22 protein-coding genes are annotated in these 20,810 nt (G+C 38.9%); 13 read left to right on the top strand and 9 right to left on the bottom strand.

Going from position 1 to position 20,810, the window contains the following annotated elements; translation table 11 throughout:
* Positions 1 to 10: 10 nt before the first annotated feature.
* The gene (locus tag ABS768_RS06065; protein WP_408074083.1) at positions 11 to 1,018 is read left to right on the top strand and encodes an NAD-dependent epimerase/dehydratase family protein; all 1,008 of its coding nucleotides are present in this window, start codon (positions 11 to 13) and stop codon (positions 1,016 to 1,018) included.
* A 26-nt stretch (positions 1,019 to 1,044) separates the two neighbouring features.
* On the opposite strand, the gene ABS768_RS06060 is transcribed toward ABS768_RS06065, so the two are convergent.
* The 3 genes from ABS768_RS06060 to ABS768_RS06050 are packed head-to-tail and all read right to left on the bottom strand — an operon-like array spanning position 1,045 to position 3,574.
* On the bottom strand, positions 1,045 to 1,491 hold the full coding sequence (locus tag ABS768_RS06060; protein WP_408074082.1) for a DUF4296 domain-containing protein: 447 nt from the start codon (positions 1,489 to 1,491) through the stop codon (positions 1,045 to 1,047).
* An 8-nt stretch (positions 1,492 to 1,499) separates the two neighbouring features.
* The gene (locus tag ABS768_RS06055) at positions 1,500 to 2,843 is read right to left on the bottom strand and encodes a dihydroorotase (protein WP_408074081.1); all 1,344 of its coding nucleotides are present in this window, start codon (positions 2,841 to 2,843) and stop codon (positions 1,500 to 1,502) included.
* Positions 2,844 to 2,851: 8 nt separating this feature from the next.
* On the bottom strand, positions 2,852 to 3,574 hold the full coding sequence (locus ABS768_RS06050; protein WP_408074080.1) for a polyprenol monophosphomannose synthase: 723 nt from the start codon (positions 3,572 to 3,574) through the stop codon (positions 2,852 to 2,854).
* A 108-nt stretch (positions 3,575 to 3,682) separates the two neighbouring features.
* Here ABS768_RS06050 and ABS768_RS06045 point away from each other — a divergent pair, with 108 nt between their 5' ends.
* Together ABS768_RS06045 and ABS768_RS06040 are read left to right on the top strand one after the other, a co-directional pair.
* A complete protein-coding gene (locus ABS768_RS06045; RefSeq protein WP_408074079.1) occupies positions 3,683 to 4,348 on the top strand; it encodes a DUF4271 domain-containing protein in 666 nt (221 codons plus the stop codon).
* Between the two features lie 19 nt (positions 4,349 to 4,367).
* On the top strand, positions 4,368 to 5,117 hold the full coding sequence (locus ABS768_RS06040) for a uroporphyrinogen-III synthase (RefSeq protein ID WP_035134472.1): 750 nt from the start codon (positions 4,368 to 4,370) through the stop codon (positions 5,115 to 5,117).
* 146 nt (positions 5,118 to 5,263) lie between these two features.
* On the opposite strand, the gene pckA is transcribed toward ABS768_RS06040, so the two are convergent.
* Together pckA and ABS768_RS06030 are read right to left on the bottom strand one after the other, a co-directional pair.
* Positions 5,264 to 6,865: a phosphoenolpyruvate carboxykinase (ATP) gene (gene pckA, locus ABS768_RS06035; RefSeq protein WP_408074078.1), complete on the bottom strand. Its 1,602-nt coding sequence runs from the start codon at positions 6,863 to 6,865 to the stop codon at positions 5,264 to 5,266.
* A gap of 79 nt (positions 6,866 to 6,944) precedes the next feature.
* The gene (locus ABS768_RS06030; RefSeq protein ID WP_408074077.1) at positions 6,945 to 7,331 is read right to left on the bottom strand and encodes a DUF423 domain-containing protein; all 387 of its coding nucleotides are present in this window, start codon (positions 7,329 to 7,331) and stop codon (positions 6,945 to 6,947) included.
* Between the two features lie 116 nt (positions 7,332 to 7,447).
* Here ABS768_RS06030 and ABS768_RS06025 point away from each other — a divergent pair, with 116 nt between their 5' ends.
* The 3 genes from ABS768_RS06025 (at position 7,448) to ABS768_RS06015 (ending at position 9,868) form a co-directional block, all read left to right on the top strand.
* Entirely contained in the window at positions 7,448 to 8,818 is a 1,371-nt protein-coding gene (locus ABS768_RS06025; protein ID WP_408074076.1) for a saccharopine dehydrogenase family protein, read from the top strand.
* A gap of 110 nt (positions 8,819 to 8,928) precedes the next feature.
* Positions 8,929 to 9,399: an Lrp/AsnC family transcriptional regulator gene (locus ABS768_RS06020; RefSeq protein WP_408074075.1), complete on the top strand. Its 471-nt coding sequence runs from the start codon at positions 8,929 to 8,931 to the stop codon at positions 9,397 to 9,399.
* A 19-nt stretch (positions 9,400 to 9,418) separates the two neighbouring features.
* Positions 9,419 to 9,868 (top strand): hypothetical protein, encoded by a 450-nt coding sequence (locus tag ABS768_RS06015; RefSeq protein WP_408074074.1) that lies wholly within the window; start codon positions 9,419 to 9,421, stop codon positions 9,866 to 9,868.
* Positions 9,869 to 9,926: 58 nt separating this feature from the next.
* Here the strand turns inward: ABS768_RS06015 and ABS768_RS06010 are convergent, their stop codons facing one another.
* The 3 genes from ABS768_RS06010 to leuS all read right to left on the bottom strand — a co-directional run bounded on the left by ABS768_RS06010 (position 9,927) and on the right by leuS (position 14,634).
* Positions 9,927 to 10,628: a zinc metallopeptidase gene (locus ABS768_RS06010; protein WP_408074073.1), complete on the bottom strand. Its 702-nt coding sequence runs from the start codon at positions 10,626 to 10,628 to the stop codon at positions 9,927 to 9,929.
* A gap of 94 nt (positions 10,629 to 10,722) precedes the next feature.
* Positions 10,723 to 11,421: a hypothetical protein gene (locus tag ABS768_RS06005; protein ID WP_408074072.1), complete on the bottom strand. Its 699-nt coding sequence runs from the start codon at positions 11,419 to 11,421 to the stop codon at positions 10,723 to 10,725.
* 315 nt (positions 11,422 to 11,736) lie between these two features.
* A complete protein-coding gene (gene leuS, locus ABS768_RS06000) occupies positions 11,737 to 14,634 on the bottom strand; it encodes a leucine--tRNA ligase (protein ID WP_408074071.1) in 2,898 nt (965 codons plus the stop codon).
* 142 nt (positions 14,635 to 14,776) lie between these two features.
* On the opposite strand from leuS, the gene ABS768_RS05995 reads away from it, so the two are divergent.
* The 6 genes from ABS768_RS05995 to ABS768_RS05970 are packed head-to-tail and all read left to right on the top strand — an operon-like array spanning position 14,777 to position 19,184.
* Positions 14,777 to 15,646, top strand: a complete 870-nt coding sequence (locus tag ABS768_RS05995; RefSeq protein WP_408074070.1) for a cell division protein FtsX — start codon at positions 14,777 to 14,779, stop codon at positions 15,644 to 15,646.
* A 42-nt stretch (positions 15,647 to 15,688) separates the two neighbouring features.
* Positions 15,689 to 15,976: a DUF3098 domain-containing protein gene (locus ABS768_RS05990; protein WP_408074069.1), complete on the top strand. Its 288-nt coding sequence runs from the start codon at positions 15,689 to 15,691 to the stop codon at positions 15,974 to 15,976.
* A 9-nt stretch (positions 15,977 to 15,985) separates the two neighbouring features.
* A complete protein-coding gene (locus ABS768_RS05985; RefSeq protein ID WP_157483104.1) occupies positions 15,986 to 16,771 on the top strand; it encodes an undecaprenyl-diphosphate phosphatase in 786 nt (261 codons plus the stop codon).
* Entirely contained in the window at positions 16,771 to 17,472 is a 702-nt protein-coding gene (gene truB, locus ABS768_RS05980; RefSeq protein WP_408074068.1) for a tRNA pseudouridine(55) synthase TruB, read from the top strand. Before ABS768_RS05985 ends, truB begins: the two co-directional genes overlap by 1 nt.
* Positions 17,473 to 17,491: 19 nt before the next feature.
* Entirely contained in the window at positions 17,492 to 18,109 is a 618-nt protein-coding gene (locus tag ABS768_RS05975; RefSeq protein ID WP_408074067.1) for a YiiX/YebB-like N1pC/P60 family cysteine hydrolase, read from the top strand.
* Between the two features lie 25 nt (positions 18,110 to 18,134).
* Complete coding sequence (locus tag ABS768_RS05970) at positions 18,135 to 19,184, top strand: thioredoxin-like domain-containing protein (RefSeq protein ID WP_408074066.1); 1,050 nt, start codon at positions 18,135 to 18,137, stop codon at positions 19,182 to 19,184.
* Between the two features lie 58 nt (positions 19,185 to 19,242).
* Here the strand turns inward: ABS768_RS05970 and ABS768_RS05965 are convergent, their stop codons facing one another.
* A complete protein-coding gene (locus ABS768_RS05965; protein WP_408074065.1) occupies positions 19,243 to 19,851 on the bottom strand; it encodes a thioredoxin family protein in 609 nt (202 codons plus the stop codon).
* 98 nt (positions 19,852 to 19,949) lie between these two features.
* Here ABS768_RS05965 and ABS768_RS05960 point away from each other — a divergent pair, with 98 nt between their 5' ends.
* Positions 19,950 to 20,729 (top strand): patatin-like phospholipase family protein, encoded by a 780-nt coding sequence (locus tag ABS768_RS05960; protein ID WP_408074064.1) that lies wholly within the window; start codon positions 19,950 to 19,952, stop codon positions 20,727 to 20,729.
* The last annotated feature ends 81 nt before the right edge of the window (positions 20,730 to 20,810 follow it).

The following is a 20,810-nucleotide window of genomic DNA, read 5'->3' as shown; positions in this document are numbered from 1 at the left end:
TATTTGTTATATGATATTAGTTACAGGAGGAACAGGACTGGTAGGTGCACACCTGCTGCTGCGTTTGGCCGAAGGCGAAACGCCCGTAAGGGCATTGTACCGCAACGCCGATACAACCAGAAAAACAAAACACCTGTTTTCTCATTATGGCAAGCAAAACCTGTTTGAAAAAATAGAATGGCTGGAAGGCGATATACTGGAAACTCCGTCACTGGAGCTTGCTCTGGCAGGCGTAGAAAAAGTATACCACTGTGCTGCCAGTATTTCTTTTGACCCTGCCGACGAAAAATTACTGCGAAAAGTAAACATAGAAGGAACTGCAAATGTGGTAAACTGCTGCCTGGCACTGGGTATTCGCAAACTGTGCCATGTAAGCTCGGTAGCTGCTTTGGGTGACCTGAAATACAACGAGACCGTTATTACAGAAGAAACCGAATGGAACCCGGAGAAATTCCATGCCGATTATGCCATTAGCAAACACGGTGCAGAAACCGAAGTTTGGAGAGGCTGGCAGGAAGGCCTTGAAGTTGCTATTATAAACCCCGGACTAATTTTCGGTTATGGCTTTTGGAATCAGGGCAGCGGCGAAATATTTAAAGCCGTTAACAAAGGACAATATTTTTACACCAAAGGCACTTGTGGTGCCGTGGCCGTTGAAGATGTTGTCGAGATAATGATTAGGCTAACGGAATCTAACATATCTGGCGAACGTTATACCGTAGTAGCCGAAAACATTACCTATGAGAACATTTTTAACGCTATAGCCGATGGTATGCACAAAAAGCATCCGTTTATATATGCCACTCCGTTTATGACCGATATGGCTTATCGCTTGGACTGGTTTTTCTCAAAACTACTTTTCAGGAAAAGGCATTTTACCAAATCAATGGCAAAATCAGCACATAAGCATCAAAATTTTGACAATTCAAAAATAAGAGAAACCCTTAACTACAACTTTAGGGATGTAAAAGGCTACCTCACAAAAATTGGAGAAAAATTCAGGAATAATCATCAATAAAAGAGCGGGCTAATTAGCCCGCTCTTTTATTCTATTGAAATACTATCATTAAGTACTTTTATATCATCCCTAATCACATCAGCACTATCTTTAACAACCTTTGCCTTAAAATCTTTAACAACATTTTTATTCTCCTTAGAAACTATGCTGTCAATTTCAACTTTTTCAGCTTTAAGCCTTTCAGATACTTTTTCTAAAATTGATTCATAGCGATCAAAATCGGCTGCATAATACTCATTGCTTTGAGCAAAAGTTAAGCTGTCCGTTTGGTATTTATCATAAATATAAGTATCAATCTTAATATCGTTAGCACTAAGCACAGCCGGAGCAAAAGAACTTATAGACTGTAACAGCGCTACATCATAGAGTATATCTTCCATCTTATCTTCACTTAAAAGATTATCCGGCTCCCGTAATTTATCATTACAGGCAAAGAGACATACTGCCGATAATAAAACTGCAATTCTTTTCATGATTATTATTATTCTCTGTTAAAAAGTAAACGCTCACCACAACGGATATCTTTTACCTTAAAGTTATTGTATACCAGTTGTCCGTTAACAAATGTGTGTGTAATTCTTGATTTAAAGTTAGTACCCTCAAACGGAGACCAACCACATTTATATAGTATGTTTTCTTTTTTCACGTTCCAAGGCAGTCCTGCGTTTACAATGGCAAGATCGGCAAAGTAACCTTCACGTATAAAACCGCGCTTCTCTACCCTGAATAGTTTTGCAGGGTTGTGTGCCATTTTCTCCACTATCTTCTCTATAGATATTTTACCCTGATGATACGCCTCAAACATAGCCACTACAGCATGCTGCACAAGCGGACCGCCCGATGGAGCACTGGTGTAAGGATTTTGTTTCTCCTCCAGTGTATGAGGTGCATGGTCGGTAGCAATAACATCTATCCTGTCGTCAAGCAATGCCTCCCAAAGCGCTTTTCTGTCTTCAGCCGTTTTTACAGCAGGGTTCCATTTGATAAACGACCCTTTCTTCTCATAATCGGCATCGGTAAACCAAAGGTGATGTATACACACCTCGGCAGTAATTTTTTTCTCCTCAAGCGGAATTTTATTGGTAAACAGTTCGGTTTCCTTAGCTGTAGACACGTGGAAAACGTGCAGCCTCGCCCCTGTTTTTTTAGCCAGTTCTATTGCTCTTGACGATGAGATGTAACAAGCCTCTGCACTTCGTATAAGCGGATGGTATTTCATTGGGATATCATCACCAAACTCCTCTTTATATTTTGCAAAATTGGCACGTATAGTAGCCTCATCTTCACAGTGTGCAGCAATAAGCATTGATGTGCTTGAGAAAATTTTTTCCAACACCTGCTCATCATCAACCAGCATATTACCTGTAGACGAACCTAAAAAAAGTTTTATGCCGGCCACATTTCTCGGGTTGGTTTTTAAAACCTCCTCAAGGTTATCGTTAGTACCCCCCATCATAAACGAATAGTTAGCATACGATGTTTCGGCTGCTCTTTGGTACTTCTGCTCCAAAAGCTCCTGTGTTACCGCATTTGGCACGGTATTAGGCTGCTCAATGAATGATGTGATACCACCGGCAACTGCAGCGCGAGATTCGGTTTCAATATTCCCCTTATGAGTAAGACCCGGCTCCCTAAAGTGCACCTGATCATCTATCGCTCCCGGAATAAGGTAATTCCCTTCGGCATCAATAATTTTAATATCAGAAGATTTTGCACTGATACTATCAGCAATCTCCTTAATATATTTATCCTCAATTAAAAGATCGCCTTCAAAAATAGACCCTTCGTTTACGATTTTAGCGTTCTTAATTAAAACCCTGTTCATTTTATCCGTTATAATCTGTTAAGCATTTTTTTAATTCGTAATGAAATAACACCAAAAATTGCTTCCTTAATAATGGCATTACTCATTTTAGACTGTCCTTTTGTCCTGTCGGTAAATATTATAGGCACTTCTGTTATAATAAACCCGTTAGACCAGGCCCTGTATTTCATTTCAATTTGGAAAGCATACCCCACAAACTTAATTTTATCAAGATTTATAGTTTCCAGTACCTTGCGTGTGTAACATATAAAACCGGCAGTAGCATCGTGAATTTTCATTCCCGTTATCATTTTCACGTATACCGAGGCATAATATGACATAAGCACGCGGCTAAGCGGCCAGTTCACAACATTTACCCCAGTACTGTACCTTGACCCAATTGCCATATCGGCTCCGTTTTTACAACTTGCCTGCAACCTTTCCAAATCGGCAGGATTATGTGAAAAATCGGCATCCATCTCAAAAATATATTCGTATTTTCTGGCAATGGCCCATTTAAATCCGTGCACATAGGCAGTACCTAATCCCTCTTTACCAGCCCTAACTTCCAGAAAAAGGTTATCAGGAAACTCCGCCTGAAGCTCTTTTACCTTAGCAGCAGTTCCATCGGGCGAATTATCATCAACCACCAGTATATCGAAGCTTGTCTCTAAAGAAAAAACAGCCCTTACAATGGTTTCAATGTTCTCAATTTCGTTATAAGTAGGTATTACTACTATACCTTCGCTCATGTGCGCATGAATTTTGAATGCAAAAATAATGTATTTCTAACGTGCATGCCATAATTAAATTATAATTCTGCAAAATAACTGTACATAAAATGTTTAATTTTGCTGTGTATGACCGACTTCGTTTTACATGAAAGAATAACTGATAGCAAAGACTGGGCCACCATCCTGTTTGTTTTTTGCTTTGTGCTAATTGCTGCAAACCGCTCTGTATTCGGGGTACGCTTTGCCGAGTTCTCAAAGCTCGCACTATCAAACAAATACATAAAAATATACAAGGATAGTGGTAATATGACCAGCAGCTTCACTATCTCCTTCTTTTTTGTTCAGCTGGTATCATTTTCATTTTTCATACAATTCCTGCTAAGCTATTTTGGCAGCAGTAGCAAATACAACCTTATTACCTTCGTACAGATATTTACTTTTTTAAGCTTTTTTATCCTATCTAAATACCTTACCGAGAAAATAATAGCCACTTCATTTAACATAGAGGAGTTTAACGACCAGTTTAATCTTATGAAGGTAAATTACAGAACCTACATAGGACTGGTGTTACTTCCGTTAAATGCAATACTGTTTTACAACAGTAACCCGTCCCCTTTTGTGGTTTATACAATTTTAGCCCTAATAATTATGGGAAGCCTTTATTCATACATAGTTTCGCTAAAGACTTATCAAAATTTGATGCTCGGTAAATTATTCTATTTTATTTTGTATCTTTGCACTCTTGAAATAGCACCCTATTATTTCATGTATTATTGGTTTACAAAAAGTTAGTTATAACAACATGTCAAATATGAAAGTGAAAACAATTTTGGTTTCGCAGCCGGAACCTAAAGTAGAAAATTCACCATACTTCGAAATCCAGAACAAACTAAAAGTAAAAGTAGACTTTAGGCCATTTATCCACGTAGAGGGTGTAAGCGCAAAAGATGTTAGGGCTCAAAAAATTGACCTTAACAACTTCACTGCCATAGTCCTTACCAGCAAGAATTCTGTTGATAATTTTTTCCGTGTAGCGGAAGAAATGCGTTATAAAGTGCCTGAAACTATGAAATACTTTTGCCAGAGTGAGGCCGTAGCCTTCTACCTGCAGAAGTATGTGGTGTACAGAAAAAGAAAAATCTATGTGGGCCAGAAAGATTTTGCCGATCTTTCTCCGCTTATTAAAAAGTATAAGGATGAGAAATTCCTTTTACCGGCTTCAGATCAGCTTAACGACGATGTCCCTCAAACAATGGACAACCTTAAGGTAAACTGGACAGCGGGCACTTTTTATAAAACAGTGATGAGTGACCTTTCTGACCTTAAAGATGTTTACTACGATGTACTGGTATTTTTCAGTCCTACAGGAATTAAATCTTTATTTAAAAACTTCCCTGATTTCAAGCAAAACGACACCAGAATTGCTGTATTTGGAAGCACAACCCAAAAAGAAGCCCTGGACCGCAACCTGCGCATAGATATTATGGCACCTGCACCAGGAACCCCTTCGATGACAATGGCTCTTGAGAAATACATTATAGAAGCCAACAAAGGGAAATAATATTACATTACACCAAACACACACAATATACAGAAGCCGCTTTTTAAGCGGCTTTTTGTTTATACATATTTTATAACACCAACTCTATACAAATAAAAAAAAGAGCCGTAAAAACGGCTCTTTTTCATTATTCTAAAATTTCCTGATTATGCCACTGGTGCACCTGCCATGATTTCGTCATTGGCAAATTCTTCAAATTTGGCAAAGTTTTTCCTGAACGACTCGGCAAGCTCGTGTGCTTTTGCATCATAAGCATCCTTATCTTCCCATGTAGTCCTTGGGTTTAAAACCTCATCAGGAACATTAGGGCAGGTTTGCGGTATCGCTAAGCCAAATACTTTATGTGTTTTGTAATCCACATTATCCAACTCTCCGTTAAGAGCTGCAGTAATCATGGCTCTGGTATATTTTAATTTCATACGCTGACCCGTACCGTAAGCACCACCGGTCCATCCGGTATTAATAAGCCATACGTTAACGCCGGCTTCTTTCATTTTAGCACTTAGCATCTCGGCATATTTTGTTGGGTGAAGCGGCATAAACGGCGCACCAAAACAAGCAGAGAAGTTAGGCACCGGCTCATTGATGCCTGCCTCCGTACCTGCTACCTTAGCTGTATAACCCGAAATGAAGTGGTAAGCAGCCTGACCCGGAGTCAATTTAGAAACCGGAGGCAGTACCCCAAACGCATCGGCAGTAAGGAAAAATATGTTTTTAGGGTTTTCACCGATAGATCCCGGCTGAATATTATCTATATGATATATTGGGTAACTAACACGTGTATTAGGTGTGATTGAAATATCTTCAAAATCAACCTCTTTAGTACCTTCTTTAAAGATTACGTTCTCTAAAAGAGCTCCTTTTTTAATAGCCCTGAATATATCCGGCTCATTTTCTTCTGTTAGGTTGATAACCTTAGCATAACAACCTCCCTCAAAGTTGAAGATAGTATTTTCTTTAGTCCATCCATGCTCATCGTCACCAATAAGCTTACGTGCAGGATCGGCAGAAAGTGTAGTTTTACCTGTACCTGAAAGACCGAAGAAAATAGCTGTATCACCCTTCTCACCTACATTGGCACTACAGTGCATAGGCAAGGTGTTTTTAAAGACAGGAAGTATAAAGTTAAGCGCAGAGAAAATACCTTTTTTCATCTCTCCTGTATAACCTGTACCGCCAATAAGAGCAATTTTTCTTGTAAAGTCAAGTATTGCAAAATTGTGCTGACGTGTACCGTCTACAGCCGGATCGGCCATAAAGCCCGGCGCACATACCACATGCCATTCTGCATCAAAGTTCTCCAGTTCAGAATCTTCAGGACGAAGGAACATATTATAACAGAAAAGGTTTGACCATGCACATTCGGTAACCACCCTTACGTTCATTCTGTAATTAGGATCAGCACATACATAGCTATCCCTTACATAAACTTCTCTATCCGAAAGGTATTGGGTTACTTTATTATACAGTTTTTCAAATTTATCACTATCAAAAGGAATATTGATATTACCCCACCATACTTTATCTTCAGTAATACTGTCTTTAACTATAAAGCGGTCCTGAGGAGATCTTCCGGTAAACTCACCTGTATTAATTGCCAGCGCTCCTGTAGAACTTTCGACACCCTGGCCTTTCTCTATCGTAATATCATGTAACTCATCCGGAGTTAACTGATACTTTACATTAGCATTTTTAATTCCCATTTTCTCTAACGAAATCGTTTTCGTAAAAAGGCCAAAATTACTCATAAGTTTTGTTATTAAGTTGCATTGTTTCAGGGGACAAAAGTATAAATTAAACTTTACAAAATAAAAAATTAAAACAAAATTATTGTTTTTGCCTCATTATATGTAAAAATAATACTACCCAGGCACAAATTAGTAATAATCCTCCAACAGGTGTTACAAAACCTATTGTTTTGAAATCGAACGAAAAAAGGCTGTTACAGGATAAAAAATAGATAGATCCCGAAAAGAAAAATACCCCTATCGTTGTGAGTATCAAAATTGTTTTTTTAGCCTTTTGTGTTAACATTGAAGTTGTACCTACAAAAAGCAGGAATAAAGCATGATATATTTGATATTTTACTCCGGTGTCAAAAGTGGCTATCTGTTCTGGTTCAATCAGTTTTTTTAATCCGTGTGCTCCAAAAGCACCAAGCATAATACCCGTAGCACCCAGTATTGCTGCAATAGCTATAGTTTTTCTATCCATGATTATATTATTGTGAGGGTAAATTTAAAAAGTTTAACGCATTTATTTTGACAAATAATTTTTATAAATATAACAAATTGCTACTTTCGTGTTATAATTAAAATAACCAAACTCAAATGAGGAATATATTAATAATTGGTGCAGGACGCTCTGCATCATCATTAATTAAATACCTTTTAGACAAATCAGAGACTGAAAACCTGCACCTTACTATTGCAGACCTTTCTCTTGAACTTGCTAAAAAGAAAACCGCAGGCCATCCTCGCGCCACAGCTATAGCTTTTGATATTTTTAATGCAGAACAACGCGATACACAGTTAAGCAAAGCCGATATAGTAATATCCATGCTTCCTGCACATTTGCATTATGAGGTGGCTAAAGACTGTATTAAACATAAAAAACATCTGGTAACCGCATCATACGTTAGCCCTGCCATGCAGGAGCTGGATACTCTGGTTAAGGAAAACAATCTTGTTTTCATGAACGAGATAGGCCTTGACCCCGGTATAGACCACATGAGCGCCATGAAAGTTATAAATGAAATACGAGACCAGGGCGGTAAAGTAATTTTATTTGAATCGTTTTGTGGCGGACTTGTAGCACCGGAAAGCGATAATAACCTGTGGAACTATAAGTTTACCTGGAATCCGCGTAATGTGGTGCTTGCAGGACAGGGAGGAACAGCCAAATTTATTCAGGAAGGAACTTACAAGTACATCCCTTACAATAAACTTTTCCGTCGTACAGAATTTATGGAGGTAAAAGGCTACGGCCGTTTTGAAGGCTACGCCAACAGAGACTCCCTTAAGTACCGTAGCGTTTACGGACTGGATGATGCCTTAACCCTATATAGGGGAACTCTTAGACGTGTAGGCTTCTCTAAAGCATGGAATATGTTTGTACAACTGGGCATGACCGATGATTCATATATTATGGAAAACTCAGAGAACATGAGCTACAGGGAATTTGTGAATTCGTTTTTACCTTACCATCCCAGTGATTCGGTTGAACTGAAATTAAGACACAGCCTTAAACTTGACCAGGATGATATACAGTGGGATAAACTGGTAGAGCTGGACATTTTTAACCCTAATAAAAAAGTGGGACTTATAGATGCTACTCCAGCTCAGATACTGGAAAAAATACTAAGTGATAAGTGGACTCTTAGCCCAGAGGATAAAGACATGATTGTTATGTATCACAAGTTTGGATACGAACTCAACGGAGAACGTAAACAGATTGACTCTACGATGGTTTGCATAGGGGAAGACCAAACCTACACTGCAATGGCAAAAACGGTAGGATTACCTGTAGCCATGGCAACCTTACAAATATTAAACGGTAACATTACCACACCGGGGGTACAAATACCTATAAATAAAGAAGTATACGAGCCAATATTAAAAGAGCTTGAAGATTTTGGGGTCGTTTTTCACGAAAAACAAGTTCCCTACATGGGCTATAACGCCAATAATGTAGTGAGCTAGACCTCCTTTACTAACTCAATATTTTTTACAGCCTTTCCCACCGCCCCGGGAAAGGTTTTTTATTTCTATCTGTAACCAAAAAACGTATATTTACATTAAACTGAAAGGTTATGAAGATAAACTCACTACAGATTGAAATAGACGGCATTGATAAAGAAATACTACGCTACCTTATGGAAGATGCGCGTAAACCCATATTACAGATAGCCGCAAAAATAGGCATATCGGGTGCAGCTATTCACCAGCGCTTGCGTAAACTGGAACAGGCCGGAGTGATAGCCGGATCAAAATTTATAGTAAACACAAAAGTTTTGGGCTACAGTACAATGGCATTTGTGGGGATCTATCTGGAAAAAGCCTCCAGTAACTTTGAAGCAGTTAAAGAACTTAGAAAAATACCCGAAGTACTGGAATGTCATTATACCACAGGAAACTGGTCCATACTAATAAAAATGATTTGTCGTGACAACGAACATCTAATGCAGCTACTTAACAAAAAAATACAGCCCATTAACGGAGTATCAAGAACCGAAACCTTTATATCACTGGAACAGCAAATTGAAAGGCAGATACAGTTGTAACAGCAAGTCAGGCAAGATTATGAAAAAGACTACAACTATAATCAGTTTATCATTAATAACATGTCTTTTATTTAGCTGCAACAACCCTAGTTACATAAAAAACAAATACACAATAACAGGTGCAACAGTCCTTATAATAGATTCTACACAGATAGATTTAAAATTAGCAGTCACTTATTATTCTGACTCAACATACAGTAATTTATTCCCCAATTCTATTGAAAAAGGGCAAAAAGGAAGTGATGATGAAATTTTATTTTTAGGTTTTAAAAAGGGAAATCCCAACGAGGCATTAAGTGAGATTGCCCAAAAGTTAAACTCAAAGAAAAAAGGATATACGGGAGAAAAACCGGAACGCGGCTACACCATCCCTAATACAAATACTAACTATGATGAATTAATCATGATAATTAGAAGAAAAAACAGTATTGACACTCTAAACATAGAAGCATACAAACAAACTCCGTAAATAAAAAAACAGCCGGACTTAAAGACCCGGCTGTTTATCAAGATATATATAGACAGGCTTATCGCCTGGAACCTCCAAATACCTGCAATGCCCAGTACAACAGCATAGCTAACGATCCAAGAGCAGCAACCACATATGTACGGGCTGCCCATTTTAATGAATCCTCAGCACCTGCATATTCCTGCTGACTAAGCATATTCTTACTTTTTAACCATGCTAAGGCACGGTTACTGGCATCATATTCCACTGGCAGCGTTACAAAGCTAAACAGTGTGGCAATAGCCATAAGTGCAACACCTAAAACAGCTATATAATACCCCATACCTATTTTAGCGGCAGCACCTAAAATCAAGCCTAAAAATATAAGCATAGGCGCAAGGTTAGAAGAAACGCTTACCACAGGTACCATTTTAGACCTAAAAGTAAGCATGCTGTATGCTGTAGCATGCTGAACGGCATGCCCTACCTCGTGTGCTGCAACAGCTGCCGCAGCAGCATTGCGTTGATTATATACGGCCTCACTTAGGTTTACAGTTTTATCTGCCGGGTTATAATGATCGGTCAACCTACCGGCTACCGATACTACCTTTACATCATAGATACCATTATCCTGCAACATTTTCTGGGCGATTTCGGCACCACTCATACCATTTCTTAAGTGTACTTTTGAATAAAAAGCAAACTTACTTTTCAGTTTAGAACTAATATAAAAACTAGCTAAACCAATAATACCTAATAAAATATAATATTCTAAATACATCGTTTTTTGATTTATATGGTAAACATATAGCAAAATTAAAGCCAATCTTAATCAAGACTGGCTTTAACTGCTATTTTGACGCTATATCAGGCTTTTACCATGCCCAAAGTGCTAATCTGACATAAAAAGTACCCAAACCGTTTTCTTTTACCGTATTACCTACAGAGGCAAAATCTGACTTCCATTTACCATTTGTTAGCCCAATATCATATCCGGCATTAATCCTTAACGGGAAATTGGTATCCCTAAGGAAACCAAAGGCTACAGACGGACCAACATTCAACAAACCGCTTCTAAGTGAAACATGGGAGTTGTTCATTGTGTTAGGAAGATCATCAAGGTCGACATAATTGTTTCTAGAAAACAGGTTAACATAGTAAGAGGTGTATGATACATCTCCTCCTGCAGAAAACATAAAATCCTTGTTTTCCCAAATCGTGTAATGCACCCTTAACCTACTGCTTGTACCAATAGACTGTGTCCTGAAACCACCATCGTTCCTGTCATAAAAACTACCGGAAATCTCAACATCGGTATACATTTTTGAGTCGGGAATGTTAATGCGGAACCCAAGGGCAAATTCTGGAGTTGCTTCATCAATTTCGCGGAAACCGGCATTAGCAAGCTTGTCGTTAAGTTTAAATCCACTGTTAATATTTGCACCTAATGCAAAATACAGGTAAACGGGCTTTTCTTTTTCCGTTGTAGTTGTTTCAGGCTGAGTTTCCTGAGCAAAGATTGACGATTGAACTCCAAAGCAGCAAAGAGCTGCAAATAGTAAGGCTTTTTTCATAGCATGATTGTTTATTTGGTTATTTGATTTTAGCACTACCAAACCATGTGCCAAAATTCCTGTTAACACTAAAGTACTGCTTTTTAGCACAGGTTGTTATACCTTAAAGATTCTTCACTACACTTCGTTACGTTCAGAATGATAAAGCAGCCCCTAGTACATATTAGTCCCATACTGACGATAGGAAGGATCAGTTTTTTTAGAGATTTCTCGACTCCACGATGTTTCGCTCGAAATGGAAAATAAAAAACCGCAGCGAGAGCTGCGGTTTTTTATAAATTTATACTTACAGGATTACAAAACCCTGCAAAAAAATTATCCTACGATATTAATAATCTTACCCGGAACAACAATTACCTTTTTAGGTGCACGTCCGTCAAGTTGCTGTACAGTACGCTCGTCGGCTAAAATAGTTTTCTCTATTTCAGGGACAGGCATATCCATAGGCAGTTCTATCTTAAAGCGCATTTTTCCGTTAAATGATACCGGATATTCCTTACTACTTTCCACAAGGTGTTCGGGATTGAATTTAGGGAAAGGCACTTTAGCGATACTTCCCTGATGTCCTAACCTGTGCCAAAGCTCTTCGGCAATGTGTGGCGCATAAGGCGAGATAAGTATTGTAAATGGCTCCAATATGGTACGCTCATGACATTTGATAGCCGAAAGCTCGTTAACGGCAATCATGAATGAACTTACCGATGTATTGAATGAGAAGTTCTCAATATCTTCCTGTACCTTTTTAATGGTTTTATGAAGTATTTTGTAAGCCTCCTTACTTGGCTGATTGGTATTAACTATAAGTCCGTTATCATCAAAATACAGTTTCCATAGTTTTTTAAGGAAGCCCGAAACTCCTGTTATACCGGCAGTATTCCACGGTTTGGCCTGCTCTAACGGACCAAGGAACATTTCATACAGCCTTAAAGTATCGGCACCATACTGCTCACAAATATCATCCGGGTTAACCACATTGTATTTTGACTTGGACATTTTTTCTACTTCGCGACCAACAATATACTTACCGTTTTCATTTAAAATAAATTCGGCATTCTTATAATCCTGACTTAACGGATGGGCTTTAAATCCTTCGATATCTAATTCATCAGAAGCATTTACAAGCGATACATCGACATGAAGTGCCTGATATGTAGCTCCATCTGTATTTTCAGTCTCAGCATGTTTTTTAAACTCTTCCTTACTTACAAAAGTAAGTTTACCAGCTTCTCTTTTCAAGAATGCAAAAGCCGAAGTACCTAAAATCATTCCCTGATTAATCAGCTTTTTAAACGGCTCTTCCTGAGCAATAAACCCGCGGTCTTTTAAAAACTTGTTCCAAAAACGACTGTATAGTAAGTGACCTGTAGCGTGCTCGCTACCGCCAATGTATAAATCTACACTTTCCCAGTATTCCTGTGCTTTTTTAGATACGAATTCCTCATCATTGTGCGGGTCCATATACCTTAACCAGTACCATGAACTACCTGCCCAACCCGGCATAGTGTTTAGTTCAAGCGGGAATACCGACACATTATCAATAAGGTCGTTGCTAACCACTTTGTGCTCTGCAACGCTCCACGCCCATTCTTTAGAGTTCCCTAACGGTGGCTGTCCGTCTTCGGTTGGAAGGTATTTCTCTACTTCCGGAAGGCTTATTGGCAAGTACTTATCTTCTATCATTTGCGGCAACCCGTTTACATAATAAACCGGGAACGGCTCACCCCAGTAACGCTGGCGAGAGAATACCGCATCACGAAGACGGTAATTGGTTTTACCCTTACCCTGCCCAATATCTTCAAGCGCCTCAATCGCTGTTTTGGTCGCTTTTTTATAATCAAGTCCGTTTAGGAAATCAGAATCCTTTAGCTTCACGCCGTCTTTAGAACCATAAGCCTCTTCGGAAATATCTACTCCGTCAAAAATATTTTTAATCGGGATATTAAAGTGCTTCGCAAAATCATAATCACGCTGGTCTCCGGCAGGTACCGCCATAACAGCCCCCGTACCATAACCTGCAAGCACATAGTCACCAATCCAAACCGGAATAGGCTCCTTAGTGAAAGGATGCTCGGCATACGCACCTGTAAACACCCCTGATATGGTTTTTACATCAGCCATACGCTCGCGCTCACTCTTTCTTGAAGTAGCTTCGATGTATGCCTCAACTGCTTCCTTCTGCTCCGGAGTAGTGATTTTTGCTACAAGTTCGTGTTCTGGCGCAAGCGTCATAAAACTAACCCCAAAAATAGTATCAGGGCGCGTAGTAAACACATCTATCGCAAACTCCCCCGTATCATCTCCTGTTAGCAGGTGAAGGAATTTATTATGATTGTCTTTTACTTTAAAAGTAACAGCAGCACCAACAGATTTCCCAATCCAGTTACGCTGACTGTCTTTTAGCGAATCGGTCCAGTCAATGGTATCAAGCCCTTGTAGTAATCTTTCGGCATAAGCGGAAATTCTCATACTCCACTGCGTCATTTTTTTACGCACTACAGGGTGTCCTCCCCTTTCGGAAACACCGTTCACAATTTCGTCGTTTGCCAACACAGTACCCAAAGCAGGACACCAGTTAACTTCGGTCTCAGCAAGATAGGTAAGACGGTATTTTAATAATATTTTTTGTTGCTCTTGTCCGCTATAACCTTTCCAGTCGGCAGCAGTAAACGCCGGGATGTTATCATCACAAACCGCATTTACTTTTGTATTACCGTTTGCTTCAAACTCGGCAATAAGGGTATGAATATCCTCTGCCTTGTTAGCATCTATATTAAACCACGAATTGAACAGTTGGATAAATATCCATTGTGTCCATTTGTAATACTCAGGGTTAGATGTTCTCACCTCCCTGTCCCAGTCAAAAGAAAAGCCTATTTTATCCAGCTGCTCCCTGTAACGTGCAATATTGGTTTCGGTAGTTACAGCAGGGTGCTGACCCGTTTGGATAGCATACTGTTCTGCCGGAAGACCAAAGCTGTCATATCCCTGTGGATGCAGTACATTAAAACCTTTATGGCGTTTGTAACGTGCATAAATATCTGAAGCGATATAACCCAGTGGATGCCCTACATGTAATCCTGCCCCCGATGGGTAAGGAAACATATCAAGCACATAGTATTTCGGCTTATCAGAAACATCTTCTGCCATAAAAGTACCGTTCTCTGCCCAGTACTTTTGCCATCTGGCTTCAATTTCGTTAGGATTGTATTTCATTGTATCAGTCTAAAGTCAAAAGTTTGAAAGTCTTTAAGGAACGCAAATTTACGCTTATTGTACGAAAGTCAAAACTTTGCCCGTTATAAACTATGTATAAACAAATACTTTATTTATTTTTACACCTAAAATTAATGTGTGTATGGCATCATCTTTTGAACAATTTCAAAAAAGGCGGTTGATTTCTTCATATTTCTCGGTTATATTAATCATTTTCATAGTACTTACCCTTCTGGGTGCATTAGGGCTTTTTGTTATCAATACAGAAAAGCTGTCGGGCTATGTTAAGGAGAATATTCCGCTTACGATTTATTTTAAGAGGGAGGCCAAAGACGAAAACATCAAGGCTTTTGGTAAAGAGCTTGAAACGGCAGACTACATTAAAAACTTTCACTACGTTTCCAAAAAAGAAGCAGCCGAAAAGAATAAGGATATACTAGGCGACTTTGAAAGCCTTATTGAAAATCCGTTATTTGATTCTTACGACATTCACCTTAAAAGTGCTTATGTACAGCCGGACAGCATCAAAAAAATTGATGAGAGGTTCAGGAAAAACGAAATGGTTGCCGATGTAAGCTATGACGCCGTAGTAGTGGAAATGGCAAACGAAAACATTAAGAAAATAACATTTTGGATACTGGTTATTAGTGGCGGACTTACCTTTGTGGCCATGCTGCTTATAAACAGCTCGCTAAGGCTATCCATATACTCACACCGTTTCACTATCAAAACCATGCAGATGGTAGGTGCAACAAAATCATTCATCAGGAGGCCTTTTGTATGGAGAGGCATCAAGCTGGGACTTATAGGAGCATTACTTGCTATAGGAGCCTTATTGTGGCTGGTTAACTATGTAGACGGCAAACTTCCGTTCCTTGGTATTTGGAAAGACTGGGTTCCTACAGCCATTGTAATGGGCGGTGTACTGGGATTTGGTATAATAATCGCAGCCATAAGTACGTTCTTTGCTACGCAGCGCTTCCTTAACCTAAGGACAGACGATTTATATTAAGTAAACTACTAAACCTGAAACTTTAAACCTGAAATAATCATTATGGGTAACGAGATAAAAACACATTTCCTTTTTGAAAAGGTAAACTATAAAATACTTTTAATAGGCCTTGGCGTTATTTTACTGGGCTTTATACTTATGGCCGGTGGCGGTAGCGATGATCCTAAAGTTTTTAGCGATGCTATTTTCAACTTTAGGAGAATAAGGCTTGCACCTACTGTGGTACTTATTGGTTTTGGTATTACCATTTATGCTATACTTAAAAACCCAAACGCTAAAAAAGACAGCAGTTTCCCGGAAGACGCCGAAATTAAAAACTTCAAAAAATAATTACCCCTAATGGATTACTTACAGGCCATTATTATAGCCATCATTGAAGGCTTAACCGAGTATTTACCTGTTTCATCTACCGGACACATGATTATCGCTTCATCCTTTTTCGGGATTGCAGGCGACGATTTCACCAAACTGTTTACCATAGTTATACAGCTTGGCGCTATACTTTCGGTAATTGTACTTTATTTTAAACGCTTTTTCCAAACGGTAGATTTTTACCTAAAACTGCTTGTAGCCTTTATGCCAGCCGTAGTATTGGGATTGCTGTTGAGCGATTTTATAGACAGCCTGCTGGAAAGTCCGCTTACGGTAGCCATATCTCTGGTTATAGGCGGGGTTATCCTTTTAAAGGTTGACGACTATTTTGGCGATTCAGAAAACACCGAAATCAGTTATGCTACCGCATTAAAAATAGGATTCTTTCAGTGTATTGCCATGATACCGGGAGTATCCAGAAGTGGTGCCAGTATTGTAGGAGGTATGTCGCAAAAGCTTTCGCGTAAGGCAGCTGCCGAATTCTCTTTTTTCCTAGCAGTACCTACCATGTTTGGCGCGACAGCAAAAAAATCATTTGATTACTATAAAGCCGGATTTGAACTTACCGGAGATCAGGTAAACCTGCTTATCATTGGTAATATAGTTGCCTTTATTGTAGGCACACTGGCCATAAAAACCTTTATTAATTACCTTAGCCGACATGGTTTTAAAGTGTTTGGCTACTATAGGATAATTGCCGGACTGGCAGTAATTATAATACATTACTTTATTCACCCACTTACTATTATTTAATGACGGCAGAAAGTTTTCAGGAAGGACAGGTAGTATTGATAGATAAACCACTGCAATGGAGTTCGTTTCAGGCAGTAAACAAAGTGAAGTGGGCCCTTAAAAAAAACTTAGGTTTAAAAAAGATAAAAGTAGGCCATGCCGGGACTCTTGACCCATTGGCTACCGGACTGCTTATTATATGCACCGGAAAATTCACCAAACGTATCCCCGAACTACAGGGGATGGTAAAGGAGTACACCGGAACTTTCCATATTGGAGCCACCACCCCTTCGTATGATTTGGAAACGGAAGCAAACGCTACTTTCCCAACCGAACATATAACTGAAGAACTGATACTGGAAACCACTAAACAGTTCACCGGTGAGATAGACCAGAAGCCACCTGTATTTTCGGCTATCAAAAAAGACGGCAAACGCCTGTATGAACACGCCCGTAAAGGCGAAGAGGTAGAAATTGCCTCACGCAAGGTTACCGTACATGAGTTTGAAATTACCCGCGTAGCATTACCCGAAGTTGATTTCAGGATTGTTTGCAGCAAAGGGACTTATATCCGTTCTATCGCTAACGATTTTGGAGCAGCCATGCAAAGCGGTTCGCATCTAACGGCACTACGCCGCACCAAAATAGGCGAGTTCTCAGTAGAAGATGCCATTTTACCCGATGCTTTTGAAACTATGGTTAAAGAGCTGAATAACGAATAGCTTTAGATATCTTTGCAGCATGAAAAAAGCAATATTCTTTTTACTCTTAGCTGCAAATTCCCTTTTTGCACAAAATATAAAACTAAAAGACGGCGATCTTATTTTTCAGGATATGGATTGCGGTCCGTTATGTGATGCTATTGAAGCAGTAACCGAAGGTTATAACGGAAATGACTTTAGCCACATGGGTATGGTATACCACCGCAACGATACCATTTATATTATTGAAGCTGCCGGAAGTGCTGTTAGGCTTACTCCACTGGAAAAATTTTCAAAAAACACTTCAAAACCTATGTATGTAGGAAGGCTAAAAAGGAAATACCGTAAGCTTATCACAAAGGCTATTGACTTCTCCCTTAATCAGATTGGTATCCCCTATGACGATGAGTATATATATGACAACGGCGCCTACTATTGCAGCGAACTCATTTATGATGCCTTTAAGTTTGCCAACAACGGAACTCCGTTTTTTGAATTACAACCCATGACCTACAAAGAACCCGGCACAAACGATTATTTCCCTGCCTGGGTAGAATACTACAAAAGCATTAATGCCGATATACCCGAAGGGTTACCGGGATGTAATCCGGGTGGAATATCAACTTCTAACAAGATTAAGGTGATTTCTGCGTTATAAGATAGAAACCAAATCAAAAGCCATAATGAAACACACCTTAAAAACAATTTTAGCACTATTATTTACAAGCGCTACAATACTAACAAGCTGCAATAAAAAAGAGGAAAAAACTGAAACTAAAAACTTTACCATAACAGGTAACTTTCTAACTCCGTACAACGACACTGTATTTTTTCTCCATGGTGATAAAAAGGACTATGCCATAGTAAAAAACAATACATTTAAACTTGAGGGCACAATTGACAATATTGAAGAAATGTGCGGTCGTTTTAGAATAAAGCCCTTTGGTAATGAACCGCGTATTTACTTAGATAACGGAGACATCAAAATAGACTTTGAACATATTGAAAGTAAAGGACCTATACCTGAAAAGTTTCTTTTTACAAGAAAAGTAGAAGGTTCCTTTAACCATAAAACATGGGATAATTACCGTTCTTTCTGGGAGGAAAATCATGAAAAAGAAAACTACTCAGAGCTAGTATTACAAAACCTTAAAAACAATATAGATTCGTTCCCTAACTCTCCTATGAACGGGAGAATTTTACAGGCCATTAAAGACCTTCTGAATGCTGCCCAACTCCAGGAAATAAAAAACAGCATTGATACAACTACTATTTTTAAAGAGAGCCTTAGAGAAATTAACATGGCTATAAAATCAAAATTAAGCGTGCAAAACGGGACTACTGTAAAAAATTTCGCCCTTAAAGACACCGAAGGTAACATCGAAAACTTTTATAACCCAAATAACAAATTCACCATAATAGATTTTTGGGCATCATGGTGTAGCGAATGCAGGCTGGAAAACAGAGAACTCCCTGAACTGGCTAAAAAATATGGAGATAAGCTGGAAATAATAAATATTTCCCTGGATGATAATAACGAGAAATGGAAAAAAGCTATTGAAAAAGACGGACTGATATGGAACAACTATATTGCAGGCGACCTAAAAACAGAAATAAAAAAACATTATGGAATTACAGCTATTCCTCATAAAATTTTTCTTGACCCTAATGGCAAAATTATAGGAATCAACCAAAGTTATGAGCAAATAGGTGAAATACTGGAAAAGCAATAAGAGATTCTTCCTGCCGTAAGGATGTAAAACAAAGTCCGCTCAATGAGCGGACTTTGTTTTACATATTCTCTGCGTTTTCAAGCAGTAGTGTTATTTCTTTCATGGTGCTTTCACCTTTATCATGCAAATACCATTTTTGCAGTTGGGTTTTAGCCTCCTGGTCAATAACACCGTGCTGTTCCTTGTAATCCCTTATCAGCTTTGCTGCATCGTGAGGTCTTGGGCCCCAGCTTCCGCGGGCAATATGGGTATCTTTCTCCACTAATACCAGCTTTGGTATAGACCTCGCCCCGTTAGTTAAATATTCGTTCATTAGTTCGTCGTTATCATCACGAAGCACTATTTCCAGCTCCAGCTTATCGGTCTCATTAGCCATCTTGTTTATAACAGGCACTATCTGTGCCGCATCGCCACACCAGCCTTCAGAAATTACAAGTAATATATGCTGTTTTTTAAGCTTGCTCAGTCTTTCCTTAATATCATCTGTCAGCTTTATGGTTTTATCAAGACGATTCATCCTTACTTCATTAAGCGAACTGTAATTGGTTAAATCTTCTGATTGTGTTGCCCCTGTAGACAGTCCGTCCTGAAGAAGCAACCCCATATGGTTTCGGTACTCTGAATAAGAATAACTGTTATCCAGACTTTTTTCTATTAGTGTACTCATAGTATAAATTTGTGCAAAAGTAAATTACTTTTTGCAATAGCAAAAAAGAAGCCATCTAATAAAAAACTGTAATTTAGTCAGGTAATTCTAATCACACCATGAAATTTGACAACAGCACTATAGGCCTTATTTTTTCGGGGGGAGGCTCAAAAGGTATAGCCCATGCAGGGGTACTTAAATTTTTTGATGAAATAGGGATAAAACCATCCCACTTGGCAGGCACCAGTTCGGGTGCTATTGTGTCATCCCTCTATGCTCATGGCAAATCGCCCGAAGAGATATTGGAATTTTTTAAATCCATATACTTTTTCCACTGGAAACACTTTACCTTCCGTAAGGCAGGTTTTATAGATTCGGAAGCTTTTAAAAGTTATTTTCATTCGGCCTTTGGCGAAACCCTTATCGGGGAAATGAAATACCGCATGCACATTACCGCAACTGATTTGGTTTCGGGCAAGCTTAAAATCTTCGGTCCTGAAACAAAAATTGCCGATGCCGTACTGGCGTCATCTGCCTTTCCGGGTATTATATCACCTTATGAGATAGACGGTAAAATATACAGCGATGGTGGTATTATAAACCACTTCCCTACCGATGTATTACAGGGACGCTGTGAAACACTTATTGGAATATACGTAAGCCCTATACAAAAAATAGGAGCCGATGATCTGAAATCCATCAAATCAGTGACAACACGCGCTTACGATTTACTTTCAGCAAACAGTAACATGCAAAAGTTTACTCTATGCGACTGGGTTATCAGTCCGGACGAGCTTGCACTGTACAGTACCTTTGAAACCAATAAGCAAAAAATGGAGGAGATTTTCAATATTGGGTACGAATCAGCAAAAAAATCCTATGAGGACCTCATTGCGTAAATACCTATCATAAGCAGGGGTTAAAATTCTGTTTTAAGAAAAACAATAATTACTATATTTGCACCAGTCAAATATTACCCT

Source organism: Flavobacterium rhizophilum (genome assembly GCF_046000485.1).
Taxonomy (GTDB): Bacteria; Bacteroidota; Bacteroidia; order Flavobacteriales; family Flavobacteriaceae; genus Flavobacterium; species Flavobacterium rhizophilum.
The sequence above is the reverse complement of the archived record's forward strand: the minus strand, read 5'-3'. Positions and strand labels throughout refer to the sequence as shown.

What these genes read in the sequence shown, in the direction of transcription:
- ABS768_RS06065 (WP_408074083.1), top strand. Translation starts at nt 11, where the DNA reads ATGATATTAGTTACAGGAGGAACAGGACTGGTAGGTGCACACCTGCTG.
- ABS768_RS06060 (WP_408074082.1), bottom strand. Translation starts at nt 1,491, where the DNA reads ATGAAAAGAATTGCAGTTTTATTATCGGCAGTATGTCTCTTTGCCTGT.
- ABS768_RS06055 (WP_408074081.1), bottom strand. Translation starts at nt 2,843, where the DNA reads ATGAACAGGGTTTTAATTAAGAACGCTAAAATCGTAAACGAAGGGTCT.
- ABS768_RS06050 (WP_408074080.1), bottom strand. Translation starts at nt 3,574, where the DNA reads ATGAGCGAAGGTATAGTAGTAATACCTACTTATAACGAAATTGAGAAC.
- ABS768_RS06045 (WP_408074079.1), top strand. Translation starts at nt 3,683, where the DNA reads ATGACCGACTTCGTTTTACATGAAAGAATAACTGATAGCAAAGACTGG.
- ABS768_RS06040 (WP_035134472.1), top strand. Translation starts at nt 4,368, where the DNA reads ATGAAAGTGAAAACAATTTTGGTTTCGCAGCCGGAACCTAAAGTAGAA.
- pckA (WP_408074078.1), bottom strand. Translation starts at nt 6,865, where the DNA reads ATGAGTAATTTTGGCCTTTTTACGAAAACGATTTCGTTAGAGAAAATG.
- ABS768_RS06030 (WP_408074077.1), bottom strand. Translation starts at nt 7,331, where the DNA reads ATGGATAGAAAAACTATAGCTATTGCAGCAATACTGGGTGCTACGGGT.
- ABS768_RS06025 (WP_408074076.1), top strand. Translation starts at nt 7,448, where the DNA reads ATGAGGAATATATTAATAATTGGTGCAGGACGCTCTGCATCATCATTA.
- ABS768_RS06020 (WP_408074075.1), top strand. Translation starts at nt 8,929, where the DNA reads ATGAAGATAAACTCACTACAGATTGAAATAGACGGCATTGATAAAGAA.
- ABS768_RS06015 (WP_408074074.1), top strand. Translation starts at nt 9,419, where the DNA reads ATGAAAAAGACTACAACTATAATCAGTTTATCATTAATAACATGTCTT.
- ABS768_RS06010 (WP_408074073.1), bottom strand. Translation starts at nt 10,628, where the DNA reads ATGTATTTAGAATATTATATTTTATTAGGTATTATTGGTTTAGCTAGT.
- ABS768_RS06005 (WP_408074072.1), bottom strand. Translation starts at nt 11,421, where the DNA reads ATGAAAAAAGCCTTACTATTTGCAGCTCTTTGCTGCTTTGGAGTTCAA.
- leuS (WP_408074071.1), bottom strand. Translation starts at nt 14,634, where the DNA reads ATGAAATACAATCCTAACGAAATTGAAGCCAGATGGCAAAAGTACTGG.
- ABS768_RS05995 (WP_408074070.1), top strand. Translation starts at nt 14,777, where the DNA reads ATGGCATCATCTTTTGAACAATTTCAAAAAAGGCGGTTGATTTCTTCA.
- ABS768_RS05990 (WP_408074069.1), top strand. Translation starts at nt 15,689, where the DNA reads ATGGGTAACGAGATAAAAACACATTTCCTTTTTGAAAAGGTAAACTAT.
- ABS768_RS05985 (WP_157483104.1), top strand. Translation starts at nt 15,986, where the DNA reads ATGGATTACTTACAGGCCATTATTATAGCCATCATTGAAGGCTTAACC.
- truB (WP_408074068.1), top strand. Translation starts at nt 16,771, where the DNA reads ATGACGGCAGAAAGTTTTCAGGAAGGACAGGTAGTATTGATAGATAAA.
- ABS768_RS05975 (WP_408074067.1), top strand. Translation starts at nt 17,492, where the DNA reads ATGAAAAAAGCAATATTCTTTTTACTCTTAGCTGCAAATTCCCTTTTT.
- ABS768_RS05970 (WP_408074066.1), top strand. Translation starts at nt 18,135, where the DNA reads ATGAAACACACCTTAAAAACAATTTTAGCACTATTATTTACAAGCGCT.
- ABS768_RS05965 (WP_408074065.1), bottom strand. Translation starts at nt 19,851, where the DNA reads ATGAGTACACTAATAGAAAAAAGTCTGGATAACAGTTATTCTTATTCA.
- ABS768_RS05960 (WP_408074064.1), top strand. Translation starts at nt 19,950, where the DNA reads ATGAAATTTGACAACAGCACTATAGGCCTTATTTTTTCGGGGGGAGGC.